Consider the following 16,141-nt stretch of genomic DNA (forward strand, 5'->3'; position numbering starts at 1 on the left):
TGCTTACAGCGTGCGCCCCACTACGGCCGCCAGTGGCCGTAGCGTCGCCAGCAGTTCATCCAGCGCATCAGGCGTGATGGCTTGTTCGGCATCGCACCAGGCTTGTTGCGGGTCGTTGTGCACTTCCAGCAATAGACCATCAGCACCCGCGGCAATGGCAGCGCAGGCCAGCGGCGCCACCAGGCTAGCGCGCCCGCCGGCATGGCTGGGGTCCACCAGCACCGGCAGGTGGGTTTCGCGCTTCAACAGCGGGATGGCGCTGATATCCAGCGCATGGCGGCTGGCGGTATCAAAGCTGCGGATACCGCGCTCGCAAAAGACGATATTGTGGTTGCCGCCCACCGCGATGTACTCGGCAGCCATCAGCCACTCGCTCAGGGTAGACGCCACACCACGGTGCAGCAGCACCGGTTTGTTGATGCGGCCAACCTCTTTCAGCAGCTCGGCGTTTTGCATATTGCGCGGGCCGATCTGGATCACGTCTACGTCGTATTCCAGAAAGGTATCCAGCTGGCGCACATCCAGCAGCTCGCTCACCATGGGCATGGCCTGGCTGCGCGCCGCCTGCTGCAAATACCCCAACCCCGCCTCGCCTACGCCCTGAAAAGCATACGGGCTGGTGCGCGGCTTGTAGGCACCGCCACGCAGCAGGCCCACACCGCTGTGGCGCAGGCGGGCAGCCAGCGCCTGCATCTGCTCTGCGCTTTCTATGGCGCTCGGCCCGGCTATCAGCTGGATGGCGCTGCCGCCCAGCTGCACGCCGCGTACCGACACCACGCTGTTGTCCGGCTTTACCTCGCGCGAGACGATGCGGTAGTCCTTCAGCACGCGGATGGCACGCTCCACGCCGGGCATGGTTTCAAACATGTCGGCAGACAGCACGCGCTCGTCACCCACGGCACCGATAATGGTGCGCTCGGTGCCACGCGACAGGTGTTCGGCCAAACCGGCAGCGCGAATCTTGGCCACCACCGCATCGATATGGGCGGGGTTGGCCCGGCCGTGCATTACGATAATCATGCCGCGCTCCGGCTAGATGTGGTCATGCGACAGCCACTTGCCATCCGGTGCGCCGCGATGCTGATTCATGGCGTCCAGCAGCTCGGGCAGCGTATCGGCCACCACAAACAGCGCCAGATGGCTTTCGCGCACAAAGCCTTCGGCCACCGCGTGCTTCACCATAGCCAGCAGCGGGTCGAAGAAACCCTCGATATTCAGCAGGCCGATGGGCTTGCAGTGCACCGACAGCTGCGCCCAGGTCAGCATTTCGAACAGCTCGTCGTAGGTGCCAAAGCCACCCGGCAGCGCAATGAAGCCGCCGGACAGGTCTTCCATCAGCGCCTTGCGCTCGTGCATGGTTTGCGTGACATGCAGCTCGGACAGGCCGTGGTGCGCGACTTCTTTTTCTTTCAAAAAGCCCGGAATCACGCCCACCACACGGCCACCAGCGGCCAGCGCCGCGTCGGCGGCTTCGCCCATCAGGCCGATATTGCCACCGCCGTAAACCAGGGTAATGGCACGGGCGGCCAGGGTACGGCCCAGCTCTTGCGCGGCATGGGTATAAGCCGGGCGGGTGCCGCTATTGGAACCGCAGAACAGACAAACAGACTGGATGCTCATGAGATGCTTTCTATCGGGCTGCCTGCCGGCAGCCCAGTCATTACAGTACGGCTTGCGGGTAGGCGCCCAGCACTTTGACAAAAGACGTGCGCTCGCCCAGGCCTTTCAGTGCCTGCGCGATATTGTCGTTGCTGTGGTGGCCTTCCATATCGATAAAGAACACGTAGTCCCACAGCCCCGCGCGCGACGGGCGCGACTCGAACTTGGTCATGGATACGCCGTTGGCCGCCAGTGGCTCCAGCAGCGAGTGCACCGCGCCCGGGCGGTTTGGCGCCGAGACAATAATGGAGGTTTTGTCCTGTGCGGTCTGCCCCACTTCCTGATGGCCCAGCACCAGAAAACGCGTGGTGTTATTAGGCTCGTCTTCGATGTTCTCGGCCAGCTTGGCCAGGCTGTAGCGCTCGGCCGCGGCCTGGCCGGCGATAGCGGCGCAGTCGGCGTCCTCTGCGGCCAACCTGGCGGCTTCGGCATTACTGGCTACCGAAATGCGCTCTACATGGGCCGGCAGGTTTTTGTTCAGCCACTCGTGGCACTGTGCCAGCGCCTGGGCGTGGGCGTACACCCGGCGGATACCATCCATTGCGGGGGCATTGCGCAGCAGGTGGTGGTGGATGCGCAGTACTACTTCGCCGCAAATCTTCAGCGGTGTGCTCACCATCAGGTCCAGCGTGCGGCCCACGGCGCCTTCGGTGGAGTTTTCTACCGGTGCCACCACGTAGTCCAGCTGGCGCGACTCTACCAGGCGGAAGGCTTCGTCGATCGAGCTGCAGGCCACGGTGCGGGCGGCATGGCCAAAGTGCTTGAGCGTGGCCAGCTGGGTAAAGCTGCCTTCCGGCCCCAGGTAGGCAATGGACAGCGGCTTTTCCAGCGCCAGGCATTCGGACATGATTTCGCGAAACAGGCGCGCCACGGACTCGCCCGGCAGCGGGCCGGGGTTCAGCGCCTTGATGCGGCGCAGCACCTGCGCTTCGCGCTCGGGGCGGTAGATAATGCCGCCGCCCTTGATTTCGCCGATGTCGCGCGCGTGCTGCGCACGCTGGTTAAGAAGATGCAGGATGTCGACGTCGATCTGGTCGATAGCGTCACGATGGAGCTTGAGGAGGTCTTCAGACACGATTCAGAGGTCTTTCAGGATGACAAATTGGCCTTTTCCGATAGGATAAGTTTCCGCGAGATAGCCATGTGTCGCAAGCACTGCCGCAATAAAATCCGCGCACTCGGCAGCGTGCGACAGGGCATTATCCATCACCACCAGCCCGCCTGGCGCCAGAATGCGGGTAATTTCCGGCCAATAACCTTGATATCTTGCGCGATCGGCGTCCAGAAACAGCAAATCCACCGACTCGTCATTGGCGTCAGCCAGCAAGGAAAACGCATCGCCAGTACGCAGGCTCACTACATCGTGCAGGCCAAAGGCATCCAGCGTGGCACGCGCCAGCGCGGTTTTGTGTGCCGAGCTGTCTACTGTCAGCACGCTACCCTTGTGTGCCTTGGCTGCCAGCCCCAGCCACACGGTAGAAAACCCGTTGCTGGTGCCGATTTCCAGCACGGTACGCGCGCGGCGGCTGCGGGATAGCTGGTAGAGGAATTTGCCGGTGTCCGGCGTGATGTTCAAGCGCTTTTCGCGCCGCTCGCTGTGGCTGGCGTCAAAGTGCTCGCCCTCCTGCCACAGCTGTTGCAAACGCTGCAGTATCGATGGTGTCAGCATGGCCCACCCCTTTCATTAAGCATACCCGCCTAGTGTAAGGGCAAAGCCACGGCTGTGCAGCGCCATCAGAAGCAGCTGGCGATGGTATTACCCAGGCCCACGATAAAAGCGGGCCGGCCATACGCCCACAAACCCAGCAACAGTACCGTGAACAGGCCGGCGGCCAACAGCAGCCTCATGCCTGCGCCCCGGCCACCGCCACCGGCACTTCTTTTACCGGCAGGTTGGCCGCAGCAGCCATCAAACCCAGTGCGATGGCCATGCCCCACACGATGTCGTAGCTACCGGTGCGGTCATAAATCAGCCCGCCCAGCCACACGCCCAGAAAGCTGCCCACCTGGTGCGAGAAAAACACCGCGCCCGACAGCATGCCCAGGTTACGCACGCCAAACAGGCTGACAATCACCCCGTTGGTCAGCGGCACGGTAGACAGCCACAAGAAGCCGATAGCTGCAGCAAACAGCCCCACCGATACGCTGGAAAGCGGCGCCAGCAGGAAAGCCACAATCACCACGCTGCGGGCAAAGTAAATACCCGCCAGCAAATATGGCTTGGGGTAGCGCCCGCCCAGCTTGCCTGCGGTGTAGGTGCCACCGATATTGAACAGGCCAATCAGCGCCAGCGCCATGCTGGCCACGCCACCGGCCAGGCCGTGGTCGCGCAGATAGGCGGGCAAGTGCACACCGATGAACACCACCTGGAAACCACACACGAAATAGCCGGCCATCAGCAAGCGAAACGAGCGCTGCTGCCAGGCCTGGGCAAACGACGCCACCATCCCCTGCCAGATGCTGCCGGTGGCCGCCGGCACCGGCGGTGCATCGCGGTAGGCGCGCGCCATCGGGGCAGCCAACGGCAACAGCGCCGCCGCCATGCCCGCCAGAATCAGCAAGGCTGGCACCCAGCCCAGGCTATCAATCAGCCCGCGCTCGATAGGCACCATCATGAACTGGCCAAACGAGCCGGCCGCGGCGGTGATGCCCATGGCGCTGGAGCGCTGCGCATCTGGCACGGCGCGCACAATCACGCAAAACACCACGCTATAGGTGGTACAGGATAGCGCCAGCCCCAGCAGCAAGCCGGCCGAGCCGGACAGCAGCCAGCCGGTGTTGGACACCGTCATCAGCACCAGGCCCAATATGTACAGCACACCACCGGCCAACAGCACCTTGCCCGGCCCGTGACGGTCGGCAAAGGCCCCGGCAAACGGCTGGGTCGCGCCCCACACCAGGTTTTGCAGCCCCAGCGCCAGGGCAAAAGTCTCGCGCGTCCAGCCAAAGGCCTGTGTCATGGGCGGCAGAAAAAACCCGAAACCATGGCGCACGCCCATGCTGATCGACACGATCGCACCCGCAGCCAGCAATAACAGGGTGAGTGGGGATAAGGTACGCATGGGCATTCTCCGTAAGGGTAGCCAACATCATGCGACACAATGCCGCAGCAAAGCCAGCCAAGCGGCGCAAACAGTCTTGTCTGCGCAGTGAACAACGGTGCTAATGGCAAACAAAAACCCCTTCCTGACGGGAAGGGGTTTTGCTTTTGCGGGCTGCACCGGCGTGCGGCCAACCTTTGGCACGATCAACCGTGCTGGCGGGCAAAATCCAGCATGAAATGCACCAATGCCTTCACGCCTTCGATCGGCATGGCGTTGTAGATGGAAGCGCGCATGCCGCCTACCGAACGGTGGCCTTTCAGTTGCACCAGGCCGTTTTTCTTGGCTTCGGACAGGAATTGCTCTTCCAGCGCCTCGTCTTTCAGGCGGAACACCACGTTCATCTTCGAGCGGTACGGCGCGTCGATATGGCTGTAGTAGAAGCCGTTGCTGCTATCGATAGCGTGGTACAGCAGGCCGGCTTTTTCTTCATTACGCGCGGCCATGCCTTTGATGCCACCCTGGGTCTTCAGCCATTTGAACACCAGGCCCGCGATGTAGATCGGGTAAGTGGCCGGGGTGTTGTACATGGAGTCGGCGTCGGCGTGTACCTGATAGTTCAGCATGGTAGGTGTTTGCGGCTGGGCACGGCCCAGCAGGTCTTCGCGCACGATCACCACGGTGAGGCCGGACGGGCCGATGTTCTTCTGCGCACCGGCGTAGATCAGGCCAAACTTGGACACATCGATCTCGCGCGACAGGAAGTCCGACGACATGTCGCATACCAGCGGCACGCTACCGGTATCGGGGATGGCACTGTATTGCAGGCCGCCGATGGTTTCGTTGGAGGTGTAGTGGAAGTACGCGGCATCGGCGCGGCACTGCCAGGTATCGACTGCCGGCACGGTGGCGTAGTGGCGGTCGGCGCTGCTAGCCACCACGTTCACCTGGGTATAACGCTTGGCTTCTTTTACCGCCAGGCGCGACCAGTGGCCGGTATCCAGCACGTCTACCACGCCATCTGCCGGTGCCAGGTTCAGCGGCACCATGCAGAACTGCTGCGACGCACCGCCCTGCATGAACAACACCTTGTAGCCGGCGGGAATCTGCAGCAGCTCGCGCAAGTCTTGCTCGGCGTCGTGGATGATTTCCATGAACTCTTTGCCGCGGTGGCTCATTTCCATCACCGACATGCCGGAGCCGTGCCAGTCCAGCAACTCGGCTTGCGCCGTGGCCAGAACTTCGTGTGGCAGTACGGCGGGGCCAGCCGAAAAGTTGTACACCTTTGCCATGTCAGACCTCTGTCTCTTTGTCTCTGATAATGAAAAAGCCACGCGCGCGGCGTGGCTTTGTGTCTAGCTGCCGGCGCTGAGCAAAAAATGCGCTCGCGCTACCGCCACCGGCTTCTTGCGGTCTTCCTGCCATGCCTCGATCAGCACGTGCGCCACCCGCTTGCCCTGCTTGGTAATCTCGCAGCGGGCATACAGTGTTTGCGCGCGGCCGCTGCGCAGGTAGTCCAGTGAAAAATCCACAATCTTGGGGGCTTCCTGCGATTCGCGCCCCCACATCAGGTGCAGCAGTGCGGCGTTTTCCAGAAAGCCGCCAATCAGCCCGCCATGCAGTGCAGGCAGGGTGGTATTGCCGACATTACGCTCGTAAAACGGCAGCGAAAACAGCAGCTCGCCATCGTCGCCTTCGCCAAACTCCACGCCCATCAGGCGGGCGTACGGCACGGCGGCAATCACCTCAGCGTAGCGCTTTTCGTCGCGCAGGCGGTCGAAGGTTTCCATGAACTGGCTCATGGTTTGTCCTCCACCTGCAGCATGGGTTTGGGGTTGGAGCCGCGCATGAAGGTAGCCACGCCGTGGGCAATCGGGTCATCCGGTGAGTCGTGATAGCACACGGCGCGGGTAAAGGCGATCTGGCTGGCCATGCGGTAGCATTCTGCCGTGCAGTAGATTGCCTTGCCGGGGGTGGCGGCCTTCAGGTAGTCGATGCGCAGGTCCAGCGTGGCGATGGTTTCGTAGTCCTGCATATTGGCCGCCACCGATACCGCACTGGTGGTGTCGACGATGGAGGTAATTACCCCGCCGTGCACCACGCCGGTGGCGGGGTTGCCTACCAGGTCTTCGCGCCACTGCACCCGCAGCGTTGGCTTGCGGCCAACGGTACCCAGGTATTCAAAGCCCAGGGTGCGGCAATGCGGCAAGCTGACAAACAGCTCGCCCATCGCCGTCAGCACCTCGGGGTTGGCCGCATCGGCATGGCTCATTCAGCCGCGCCCTCGCCTGCCTCGGCGGCTGGTGCTGCGCCATCCTCTGCAGCCAGCTCGGCATCCACGTCAGCCTCGCCAATTTCTTCACTGCTGTCTTCGCTTTCGGCCACTTTCACCAGGCATACCAGCTTCTCGCCTTCGTCCAGGTTGATCAGGCGCACGCCCTGGGCCGAGCGGCCGGTTTCGCGGATCTGGTCTACCTTGGTACGAATCAGCACGCCGCCGGTGGTAATCAGCATCACGTCGTCGCTGTCTTCCACCAGGCTGGCCGACACCAGGCCCAAGCCGGTTTTGTCGGTGAGGTCCATGGCGATGACGCCCTGGGTACCACGGCTGGTCTGGCGGAACTCACCCACGCGGGTACGTTTGCCGTAGCCGCCATCGCTGGCGGTGAGCACCTGCTGCTCGTCGCTATTGGCCACCAGCAGCGAGATGACCTGCTGGCCGTCGGCCAGCATCATGCCGCGCACGCCGCCAGCGGTACGGCCCATGGCGCGTACATTGGCTTCGGCAAAGCGCACGGCCTTGCCGGCGTTGCTGAACAGCATGACCTGGTCGCTACCGCTGGTCAGGGCCACGCCCACCAGGGTGTCGCCTTCGTCCAGTTTCACGGCGATGATGCCGGCGGTACGCGGGCGGCTGAAGGCCTCCAGCGGGGTTTTCTTCACGGTGCCGTTGCCGGTACACATGAACACGAACGGGCCTTCAACCTTGTCGCTGACCTCGGCGTCGTCGTCCAGCTCCGGCTCGTTACCGGTAAAGGCTTTCACCGGCAGCATCGCACTGATTTTTTCGCCATCCTGCAGCGGCAGCACGTTAACGATAGGCTTGCCACGGCTGGTACGGCCGCCTTGCGGCATGTTGTACACCTTGATCCAGTAGCAGCGGCCAAAGCTGGAGAAGCACAGCACGTAGTCGTGGGTGTTGGCCACGAACAGGGTATTGATAAAATCGTCGTCCTTGGTCGCCGCCGCCTGTTTGCCACGGCCGCCACGACGCTGCGCCTGGTAGTCGCCCACCGGCTGCGCTTTCAGGTAGCCGGTATGCGACAGGGTTACCACCATTTCCTGCGGGGTGATCAGGTCTTCGATGTTGATGTCGCCACCGAACGGCTCGATCTCGGAGCGGCGCTTGTCGCCGTATTGCAGGCGGATAGCGCTAAGCTCGTCGTGAATGATCTGGTTGATGCGTTCCGGGCGCGCCAGGATATCGATCAGGTCCAGAATGGTTTCCATGATCTCGCGGTACTCGCCCACGATTTTGTCCTGCTCCAGGCCGGTAAGGCGCTGCAGGCGCAGGTCCAGAATAGCCTGGGCCTGGGCTTCGGACAGGTAGTAGCCGTCTGCGTGCAGGCCCAGGTTGGCCGCCAGGCCTTCCGGGCGGGCCTGGCTCTGGTCTACGCGGGCCAGCATGCCTTCCACCAGCTCCGAGCGCCAAGCGCGGCCCAGCAGGGCTGCCTTGGCTTGTGGCGGCGCTTCGGATGCCTTGATCAACGCAATGATGTCGTCCACGTTGGACAGCGCCACGGCCAGGCCTTCCAGGATATGGCCGCGTTCGCGCGCTTTGCGCAGCTCGAAAATGGTACGGCGCGTAACCACCTCGCGGCGGTGACGCAGGAATTCGTCAATGATCTGTTTCAGGTTCAGCAGGCGCGGCTGGCCGTCGACCAGGGCCACCATATTGATACCGAAGCTATCTTGCAGCTGGGTCAGCTTGTACAGGTGGTTCAGCACCACCTCGGGCATTTCGCCACGTTTGAGCTCGATTACCACGCGCATACCGGATTTGTCCGATTCGTCGCGCAGGTCGGAAATGCCTTCGATCAGCTTTTCGCGTACCAGCTCGCTGATGCGCTCCAGCAGGCGGGCCTTGTTCACCTGGTACGGAATTTCGTCCACGATGATGGCCTGGCGGTCGCCCTTGCCGATGTCTTCAAAGTGCACACGGGCGCGCATGATGGCGCGGCCACGGCCGGTACGGTAGGCTTCCTTGATGCCGGCGGTACCGTAGATGATGCCGGCGGTAGGGAAATCTGGCGCCGGGATGATGTCGATCAGCTCGTCGATGGTCATCTCGCTATTGGCCAGCAGGGCCAGGCAACCATCGATGACTTCGCTGATGTTATGCGGCGGAATGTTGGTTGCCATACCCACGGCAATACCGGAGCTGCCGTTAATCAGCAGGTTCGGAATGCGTGCAGGCAGGATCAGCGGCTCGTGCTCGGAGCCGTCGTAGTTGGGCCCGAAGTCGACGGTTTCCTTGTCGATATCAGCCAGCAGCTCGTGCGCAATGCGCGACATGCGGATTTCGGTATAACGCATCGCGGCGGCGTTATCGCCATCCACCGAGCCAAAGTTACCCTGGCCGTCTACCAGCGGGTAGCGCAGGCTGAAGTCCTGCGCCATACGCACGATGGTGTCGTACACCGCACTGTCGCCGTGCGGGTGGTATTTACCGATCACATCACCCACGATACGGGCAGACTTCTTGTAGGCACGGTTCCAGTCGTTCGACAGTTCGTGCATGGCAAACAGCACGCGGCGGTGTACCGGCTTCAGGCCGTCGCGCACGTCCGGCAGGGCACGGCCCACGATGACGCTCATGGCGTAATCGAGATAAGAACGACGCATCTCCTCTTCGAGGCTGATGGGAAGCGTTTCCTTGGCAAAAAGCTGGTCGGTCATGGAAATCCGTATCAGAGGCAAAAAATATCGCCCATTCTACCACAAACCCATGTCCGGCAAGCCCTGGCGGCACGCAGAGGGCATGCAAAAATAGCGCAAGCGCTTTTTGCGGCACATCACGCAGCACGCACCATGCAAAAGCCCCCTGGTCATCGCAACAGGGGGCTTCTCTTGCCTGGCAGGCGCTTAGCGCGTGCCGATGTGCAGCTTTTTCTCCAGGCGGGAAATGCCCCACGCCATCAGCATGGTCAGTGCCAGGTAGATGAACGAAATCGTCAGGTACGGCTCCCAGTAGCGCGAGTACACGCCGGCCACAGTCCGCGCCGCATAGGCCAGCTCGGCCAGACCGATAGCCGACACCAGCGAGCTGTCTTTCAGCAGCATGATGGCCTCGTTACCCAGCGGTGGCAGCATGCGGCGGAAAGCCTGCGGCACGATAACAAACTTCATGGTCTGGCCGTAGCTCAGACCCAGCGAGCGCGCCGCCTCCATCTGGCCACGGTCAATGGACTGAATGCCGGCACGGAAAATCTCGGTGATATAAGCACCAGCGTTTAGCGTCAGCGCCAGCAGGCCAGACAGGAAGGCGCCATAGTTCTGACGCAGCTCACGCGCCAGCTCGCCGTCGATCAACACGCCATCCACCGGGTGAATCAGCATGGGCATCAAGGCAAAATGCACCAGCAGAATCTGCACAAACAGCGGCGTGCCACGGAAAAACGCTACGTACGCGGCAGAAGGCCAGCGCACGCCAAACTTCAACAGATACTTGGCGGCGCCATGCTTGGCCTCTGCCAGGCGTGCCATACCCATAAACAGACCGATCAAGGTACCCAACACCACGGCAACCAGGGTAATACCTACGGTCATCTTTGCACCCTCGATAAACAAAGGTGCGTAATCGGCAATCATGCCCCAACGGAAATCCATGCTCTGCTCCCGGCTTTATAAAAAGAAAACGGCGGATCTGCCCGCAGACCCGCCGCTGCCCGTTTTGTTATTTGGCGCCGAAGTATTTATTGAAAATCTGGTCGTACGTACCATCAGCCTTGATGGCTTTCAGGCCGGCATTCACCTTGCCAAGTAGCTCGGTATTGCCTTTTTTCACAGCAAAGCCGTAGTACTCTGGCGCAAAGCTCTTGGTATCTTCTACCGTCGTCATGCCGTGTTGCGGGTTGTTTTTAACGTAGTTGATCACCACGCCGTTATCACCTACCGCTGCATCCACACCACCGGTTTCCAGCTCTTTCAGGGCCAGCGGCATGTTTTCAAAGCGCTTGATATTCGGGTTGGTCTTACCCAGCAGCTTTTGCACCACCTCGTCACCGGTGGTACCGGTCTGCACGGCTACTTTCTTGTTTTTCAGGTCCTCAAAGGTTTTCACGTCCGAGACACCTTTGGCCACAGCAATCAGCTGGCGCGCTTCAAAGTACGGATCGGAAAAATCCATGCTCTGCTTGCGCTCGTCGGTAATGGTGATGGCCGACGACAGGATATCGCGATCGCCCTGATCCACCGTGGCAAACATGCCCTCCCACGGGGTATTGATGAACTTCACCTTGAAGCCACCTTTAGCCGCCGCAGCGCTGAGCACTTCGACATCAAAGCCGACGATTTCACCTTTGTCAGTCTGGAATTCAAACGGCGCATAGCTGGCATCCGTGCCCACTACGTACTCTTTGACATCCCCCCCCGCTGCAGACGCTTCTGCCACAGGCGCCGAAGCCCCGGCTGCCTCTGGTGCCTTCTGGCCGCAACCAGACAAGGCAAAAGCAGACAACAGCATACCCGCCAGCAATGTTCTTCTCGTTTGTTTCATCCCTAATCTCCTTGATTTCCTGCGCTGAGCCCATTTCCTTTTGGGATTGGGCTGCGTGCTAATATAACAACCTCAAACTGGGGCTACAATGCGAAAAACCCCCGGGCCAACCGAACAGAATCATTCAAATGCAATTAACCCGCACCATTGCTTCCATCCTCATCGCTGCCGTGGCATTTTCTGCCACCCCCAGCTTCGCAGAGGGTGAAGACGCCCCGCTTCCGGGCGATTTCCAGCCGGCACCTCTTCCCAAGGCACCCAAAGCCAAACCGCTGAACTTGCCACCCGCCAGCCCCGCCCCTGCGCCTGAAAAACGCAGCGAGACGCGACAGCAGCAGGCAAACCAGACAAAAACCACAAAAAAAGCCAGCGACAGCAGCAAGAAAGCCAGCAAAAACAAGCCACAAGCCAACAAACCCGGCAGCAAAGCACGCAAGGCAACACAAGTAGCCCGTACGCAAAAAGCTAGCAAAAAGCGCGCCCAGGCAAGCAAGGCAGTGGCCAAACGCCAGAAAACCACGCTGCGCAGCCAGACCAAGGCCCGCCAGAATGTACGTAGCAAAAAAGCAACGTTACTGAAACCCAAAGCCGTGCGCGAGGCAAAACGCCAGAAAACCCGCCAGAGTGCCCGCTCGCTAAAAGCAAACAGCCGCCAGGTGCAAGCTAGCAAAAAAGCGGCAAAACACAACAAGGCTGTAAAAAAGACGCGGCAGCATCTTGCCAAGCAGAAAAAGTGACGGCATAATTTGCCTCCTTCGCCGGTGTAGCTCAGTTGGTAGAGCAGCTGACTTGTAATCAGAAGGTCGAGGGTTCGACTCCTTTCTCCGGCACCAATACCAAAAACCCCGCACAGTTACTGTGCGGGGTTTTTGCTTTGCCCTGCTACCCTGCCTGGCGGCAGGGCGGCTGTCATCAAGCTGGCTCTATCGCCTCGCCCTCTTGCTGCAAACGCCACATTTCCGCATAGCGCCCACCCTGCGCCAGCAGCTCGCGGTGTGTGCCGCGCTCCACAATACGCCCGCCATCCATCACCAGAATGCAGTCGGCCTCGGCAATGGTGGACAAGCGGTGCGCAATGATCAGCGTGGTACGGTTGGCCGCAATGCTGAGCAGCTCGGCCTGGATGGCCTTTTCGGTACGCGAATCCAGCGCGCTGGTGGCCTCGTCAAAAATCAGCACCGGCGGGTTTTTCAGAATGGTGCGGGCAATGGCCACGCGCTGCTTCTCGCCGCCCGACAACTTGAGCCCGCGCTCGCCCACCGTGGTGTCGTAGCCATCCGGCAGCCCCATGACAAAATCGTGAATGTGCGCCGAGCGGGCGGCTTCTATTACCTCATCGCGCGTGGCATCGGGCCGGCCGTAAGCAATGTTGTAGTAGATGCTGTCGTTGAACAGCACGGTATCCTGCGGCACGATACCGATATGCGCGCGCAGGCTGTCCTGGCTGAGCTCGCGCACATCCGTGCCGTTAAAGCGGATCGCCCCGCTGCTGACATCGTAAAAACGGAACAGCAAGCGCGACAGCGTGGATTTGCCCGCGCCGCTGGCCCCCACCACCGCCACGGTATGGCCGGCAGGGATGTCAAAGCTGACATCGTGCAAGATGGTGCGCTTGGCGTCGTAGCCAAAACCCACAGCATCAAAACGGATCGCCACTTCCCGGTTAGCCAAGGGCTGCGCCGACGGGCGGTCTGCCACCTCGGCCCCCACATTCAGCAGGGTGAACATGCGCTCCATATCCGCCAGCGAATGGCGGATTTCGCGGTAAACAAAGCCCAGGAAATGCAGCGGCGCCCACAGCTGGGTAATAAAGGTGGCCACCAGCACCACATCGCCCACCGTCATCTCGCCCTGGTTTACGCCGCGTGCGGCCAACCACATGATCAGCGTGACACCGGTGGCAATGATCACGCCCTGCCCCGCGTTAAGGAACGATAGCGACACCTGGTTCTTGATGGCAGATTGTTCCCACGACGCCAGGTTGCCATCGTAACGGCGGGTTTCGTAGCCCTCGTTACCAAAGTACTTGACCGTTTCGTAGTTGATCAGCGCATCAATCGCCTTGCTGTTGGCCTTGGAATCCAGGTCGTTCATGCTGCGGCGGAACACCGTGCGCCACTCGGTAATCACCAGGGTAAACACGATATAGATAGCAATGGTGGCAAAGGTCACCACGGCAAACCAGGCATTGTAACGATGCAGCAGAATGCCGATCACCAGCCCGATTTCCACCAGCGTGGGCAGGATGTTGAACACGGTAAAGTTCAGCAAAAAGCCGATGCCCTTGGTGCCGCGCTCGATATCACGGCTCATGCCGCCAGTCTGGCGCTCCAGATGAAAACGCAGGCTCAGGCGGAACAAGTGCGAGAACACCTCGCGCGCCACCGTGCGCACCGCCCCCTGCACAACGCGGGCAAAAATGGCATCGCGCAGCTCGCCCAGCACGCTGGACAGCAACCGCGCCAGGCCATAGCCCGCCAAAGCCAGCAGCGGCACCACCGCCATGGTGGCCGGCAGCGACAGCTGGTCCACGATATCTTTCAGGTACAGCGGCGTGGTCACACCCGCCACCTTGGCCGCAATCAGGCAGGTCAGCGCCAGCAGCACGCGCAGCTTGAAACGCCACAGGTACGGCAGCAGGGTCTTCAGGGTTTTCAGGTCGTTACGGTCGGTAGGCGGCGGGGTATTGCCGTGGGCAAAATGACGCATGCAGGCTTTCGGTGATAGCGGTGCGGCTTAATGCAGCACGCGCGGGGCAATCAGGTGAAACTCGGGGATCTCGGCATCAAAGGTATGGCCATCGTCGGCTTCCATCTGGTAGCTGCCGCGCATGGTGCCATACGGGGTCGTCAGCGCCGAGCCGCTGGTATAGGTGTAGCTTTCGCCCGGCTGCAGGTGCGGGTGCTCGCCCACCACCCCCATGCCGCGTACCTCTTGCACCTTGCCGTTGGCGTCGGTAATCACCCAGTGGCGTGACAGCAGCCTGGCCGGCAGCTCGCCCGTGTTCTTGATGGTGATGCGGTAAGCAAACGCGTAGCGGTCTGCCGCCACGCTGGAATGCTGCTCCTGGTAGATAACCTCGGCCGATACGGTGATATGGTATTTCTGGCTCACGATAAGTCCTTTGATGCGGGCGGCCAACTACTGGCCGCCACAGCGCGATACGAAGGCTAATTGTACGCCACGCATCGCGCCGGCGGGGGCGATCGCTTACAATGCGCCCATTTCCAGCCCTGCCCACGATAACGCCATGAGCCAATTCCGTATTGCACCGTCCATCCTGTCTGCCGACTTTGCCCGCCTGGGCGAGGAAGTGCGCAATGTCATTGCCGCTGGCGCCGACATCATCCACTTCGACGTGATGGACAACCACTACGTACCCAACCTCACCATGGGCCCGATGTTCTGCGAGGCGATTCGCCCGCACAGCAGCGCCCCTATCGACGTGCATCTGATGGTAAAGCCGGTAGACGCACTGGCTGCCGCGTTTGCCAAGGCCGGCGCCGACATCATTACCTTCCACCCGGAAGGCTCCGAGCACATCGACCGCACCCTGGGCCTGATCAAGGAAGCAGGCTGTAAAGCCGGCCTGGTATTCAACCCGGCCACCCCGCTGAGCTACCTAGACCACGTGATGGACAAAATCGACATGGTGCTGATCATGTCGGTGAACCCAGGCTTTGGCGGCCAGAAGTTCATCCCGCACGCGCTGGAAAAAGTGCGTGCCGCCCGCCAGCGCATCGACGAATACACCGCCAAGCACGGCGGCGAAATCTGGCTGGAAGTGGACGGCGGCGTGAAAGTGGACAATATCGCCGAGATTGCCGCCGCCGGTGCCGACACCTTTGTCGCCGGCAGCGCCATCTACAACACGCCAGACTACAAAGCCACCATCGATGCCATGCGCGCCGAGCTGGCCAAGGTTGGCCGCGCGTGAACGGCTACATCGTCACCGGCGCCTCGCGCGGGCTAGGCGCTGCGCTGGTGGCGCAGCTGCTGGCCGACGGCGGCCACGTGGTAGCCATTGCCCGTGACTGCAGCCCGCTGCCACCCCACCCGCAGCTGGCCACCATCGACGCCGACCTGGCCGATAGCCACCTGCTGCCACTGCTGGCCGAGCGCGCACTGGCGCAGCTGGCCAGCTGTAGCAGCCTGACGCTGATCAACAACGCCGGCACCGTGCAGCCCATCGCCAGCATCGGCAGCTTTGCCGACGGCGTGGCCGAGCAGGCCCTGGCGCTGAACCTGACCGCCCCCATCGTGCTGTGCAATGCCTTTGTGGCACACACTGCCGGTTTTGGCGGCCAGCGCCGCGTGCTGAACATCTCGTCGGGTGCCGCGGCCAACGCCTACCCCGGCTGGGCGGTGTACTGCGCCAGCAAGGCGGGGCTGGACCACTTCACCCGCACCCTGGCGCTAGAACAGCAGGCTGCGGCCAACCCTGTGCTAGCCGTGTCGCTGTACCCCGGCGTAGTGGATACCGGCATGCAGGGTGAGATTCGCGCCGCCGACCCGGCGCATTTCCCCAACCTGCCGCGCTTTACCGCGCTGAAGGCCGAAGGCCAGCTGACCCAGCCCGCCGACTGCGCCGCGGCAATCTGCCGCTACCTGCATGGCAGCAACTTCGGCCAGCAGGCGGTAGCGGATATCCGCCTACTGTAAA

Annotated in this window: 17 protein-coding genes and 1 tRNA gene; 4 read left to right on the plus strand and 14 right to left on the minus strand. The window is 61.5% G+C overall.

Annotation, left to right across the window (positions count from 1 at the left end):
- Nucleotides 1-3: 3 nt before the first annotated feature.
- The 12 genes from aroF to FLQ44_RS09200 all read right to left on the minus strand — a co-directional run bounded on the left by aroF (nt 4) and on the right by FLQ44_RS09200 (nt 12,016).
- A complete protein-coding gene (aroF, locus tag FLQ44_RS09145; protein ID WP_147694128.1) occupies nt 4-1,020 on the minus strand; it encodes a 3-deoxy-7-phosphoheptulonate synthase in 1,017 nt (338 codons plus the stop codon).
- 12 nt (nt 1,021-1,032) lie between these two features.
- Entirely contained in the window at nt 1,033-1,620 is a 588-nt protein-coding gene (locus tag FLQ44_RS09150) for an LOG family protein (RefSeq protein ID WP_147694129.1), read from the minus strand.
- A gap of 40 nt (nt 1,621-1,660) precedes the next feature.
- Nucleotides 1,661-2,734, minus strand: coding sequence for a prephenate dehydratase (pheA, locus tag FLQ44_RS09155; RefSeq protein ID WP_147694130.1), 1,074 nt, complete (start codon nt 2,732-2,734; stop codon nt 1,661-1,663).
- Between the two features lie 3 nt (nt 2,735-2,737).
- Nucleotides 2,738-3,328: an O-methyltransferase gene (locus FLQ44_RS09160; protein ID WP_147687755.1), complete on the minus strand. Its 591-nt coding sequence runs from the start codon at nt 3,326-3,328 to the stop codon at nt 2,738-2,740.
- A gap of 175 nt (nt 3,329-3,503) precedes the next feature.
- The gene (locus tag FLQ44_RS09165; protein WP_147694131.1) at nt 3,504-4,721 is read right to left on the minus strand and encodes an MFS transporter; all 1,218 of its coding nucleotides are present in this window, start codon (nt 4,719-4,721) and stop codon (nt 3,504-3,506) included.
- A 185-nt stretch (nt 4,722-4,906) separates the two neighbouring features.
- The gene (serC, locus tag FLQ44_RS09170) at nt 4,907-5,992 is read right to left on the minus strand and encodes a 3-phosphoserine/phosphohydroxythreonine transaminase (protein WP_147694132.1); all 1,086 of its coding nucleotides are present in this window, start codon (nt 5,990-5,992) and stop codon (nt 4,907-4,909) included.
- Between the two features lie 63 nt (nt 5,993-6,055).
- Entirely contained in the window at nt 6,056-6,502 is a 447-nt protein-coding gene (locus tag FLQ44_RS09175; RefSeq protein ID WP_147694133.1) for a PaaI family thioesterase, read from the minus strand.
- On the minus strand, nt 6,499-6,972 hold the full coding sequence (locus FLQ44_RS09180) for a PaaI family thioesterase (protein WP_147694134.1): 474 nt from the start codon (nt 6,970-6,972) through the stop codon (nt 6,499-6,501). Before FLQ44_RS09180 ends, FLQ44_RS09175 begins: the two co-directional genes overlap by 4 nt.
- Nucleotides 6,969-9,659: a DNA gyrase subunit A gene (gyrA, locus tag FLQ44_RS09185; protein ID WP_147694135.1), complete on the minus strand. Its 2,691-nt coding sequence runs from the start codon at nt 9,657-9,659 to the stop codon at nt 6,969-6,971. The genes FLQ44_RS09180 and gyrA overlap by 4 nt, the downstream gene beginning before the upstream one ends.
- A 186-nt stretch (nt 9,660-9,845) precedes the next feature.
- Nucleotides 9,846-10,589, minus strand: a complete 744-nt coding sequence (locus FLQ44_RS09190) for an amino acid ABC transporter permease (protein WP_147694136.1) — start codon at nt 10,587-10,589, stop codon at nt 9,846-9,848.
- A 67-nt stretch (nt 10,590-10,656) separates the two neighbouring features.
- Nucleotides 10,657-11,478, minus strand: coding sequence for a basic amino acid ABC transporter substrate-binding protein (locus FLQ44_RS09195; RefSeq protein ID WP_147694137.1), 822 nt, complete (start codon nt 11,476-11,478; stop codon nt 10,657-10,659).
- 124 nt (nt 11,479-11,602) lie between these two features.
- Nucleotides 11,603-12,016, minus strand: a complete 414-nt coding sequence (locus FLQ44_RS09200) for a hypothetical protein (RefSeq protein ID WP_206208775.1) — start codon at nt 12,014-12,016, stop codon at nt 11,603-11,605.
- A 52-nt stretch (nt 12,017-12,068) separates the two neighbouring features.
- Between FLQ44_RS09200 and FLQ44_RS24085 the strand changes: the two genes are divergently transcribed.
- A complete protein-coding gene (locus FLQ44_RS24085) occupies nt 12,069-12,215 on the plus strand; it encodes a hypothetical protein (protein ID WP_206208776.1) in 147 nt (48 codons plus the stop codon).
- A 20-nt stretch (nt 12,216-12,235) separates the two neighbouring features.
- Nucleotides 12,236-12,311, plus strand: a tRNA-Thr gene (locus FLQ44_RS09205).
- Between the two features lie 79 nt (nt 12,312-12,390).
- On the opposite strand, the gene FLQ44_RS09210 is transcribed toward FLQ44_RS09205, so the two are convergent.
- Complete coding sequence (locus FLQ44_RS09210) at nt 12,391-14,187, minus strand: ABCB family ABC transporter ATP-binding protein/permease (RefSeq protein ID WP_147694139.1); 1,797 nt, start codon at nt 14,185-14,187, stop codon at nt 12,391-12,393.
- A 27-nt stretch (nt 14,188-14,214) separates the two neighbouring features.
- Nucleotides 14,215-14,592 carry a Co2+/Mg2+ efflux facilitator ApaG/CorD gene (gene apaG / locus FLQ44_RS09215; RefSeq protein WP_240801229.1) on the minus strand — a complete coding sequence of 126 codons (378 nt, stop codon included), beginning with the start codon at nt 14,590-14,592 and terminating at the stop codon, nt 14,215-14,217.
- 136 nt (nt 14,593-14,728) lie between these two features.
- On the opposite strand from apaG, the gene rpe reads away from it, so the two are divergent.
- Together rpe and FLQ44_RS09225 are read left to right on the plus strand one after the other, a co-directional pair.
- Complete coding sequence (gene rpe / locus FLQ44_RS09220; protein ID WP_147694140.1) at nt 14,729-15,415, plus strand: ribulose-phosphate 3-epimerase; 687 nt, start codon at nt 14,729-14,731, stop codon at nt 15,413-15,415.
- Complete coding sequence (locus FLQ44_RS09225) at nt 15,412-16,140, plus strand: SDR family NAD(P)-dependent oxidoreductase (protein ID WP_147694141.1); 729 nt, start codon at nt 15,412-15,414, stop codon at nt 16,138-16,140. Before rpe ends, FLQ44_RS09225 begins: the two co-directional genes overlap by 4 nt.
- Nucleotide 16,141: the final 1 nt, after the last annotated feature.

Origin of the sequence: Vogesella mureinivorans (genome assembly GCF_007644035.1) — a bacterium.
Taxonomy (GTDB): Bacteria; Pseudomonadota; Gammaproteobacteria; order Burkholderiales; family Chromobacteriaceae; genus Vogesella; species Vogesella mureinivorans.

Bases quoted from the DNA above. Each gene is read 5' to 3' on its own strand.
- aroF (WP_147694128.1), bottom strand. From the start codon at position 1,020: ATGATTATCGTAATGCACGGCCGGGCCAACCCCGCCCATATCGATGCG.
- FLQ44_RS09150 (WP_147694129.1), bottom strand. From the start codon at position 1,620: ATGAGCATCCAGTCTGTTTGTCTGTTCTGCGGTTCCAATAGCGGCACC.
- FLQ44_RS09160 (WP_147687755.1), bottom strand. From the start codon at position 3,328: ATGCTGACACCATCGATACTGCAGCGTTTGCAACAGCTGTGGCAGGAG.
- FLQ44_RS09165 (WP_147694131.1), bottom strand. From the start codon at position 4,721: ATGCGTACCTTATCCCCACTCACCCTGTTATTGCTGGCTGCGGGTGCG.
- serC (WP_147694132.1), bottom strand. From the start codon at position 5,992: ATGGCAAAGGTGTACAACTTTTCGGCTGGCCCCGCCGTACTGCCACAC.
- FLQ44_RS09175 (WP_147694133.1), bottom strand. From the start codon at position 6,502: ATGAGCCAGTTCATGGAAACCTTCGACCGCCTGCGCGACGAAAAGCGC.
- FLQ44_RS09180 (WP_147694134.1), bottom strand. From the start codon at position 6,972: ATGAGCCATGCCGATGCGGCCAACCCCGAGGTGCTGACGGCGATGGGC.
- gyrA (WP_147694135.1), bottom strand. From the start codon at position 9,659: ATGACCGACCAGCTTTTTGCCAAGGAAACGCTTCCCATCAGCCTCGAA.
- FLQ44_RS09190 (WP_147694136.1), bottom strand. From the start codon at position 10,589: ATGGATTTCCGTTGGGGCATGATTGCCGATTACGCACCTTTGTTTATC.
- FLQ44_RS09195 (WP_147694137.1), bottom strand. From the start codon at position 11,478: ATGAAACAAACGAGAAGAACATTGCTGGCGGGTATGCTGTTGTCTGCT.
- FLQ44_RS09210 (WP_147694139.1), bottom strand. From the start codon at position 14,187: ATGCGTCATTTTGCCCACGGCAATACCCCGCCGCCTACCGACCGTAAC.
- rpe (WP_147694140.1), top strand. From the start codon at position 14,729: ATGAGCCAATTCCGTATTGCACCGTCCATCCTGTCTGCCGACTTTGCC.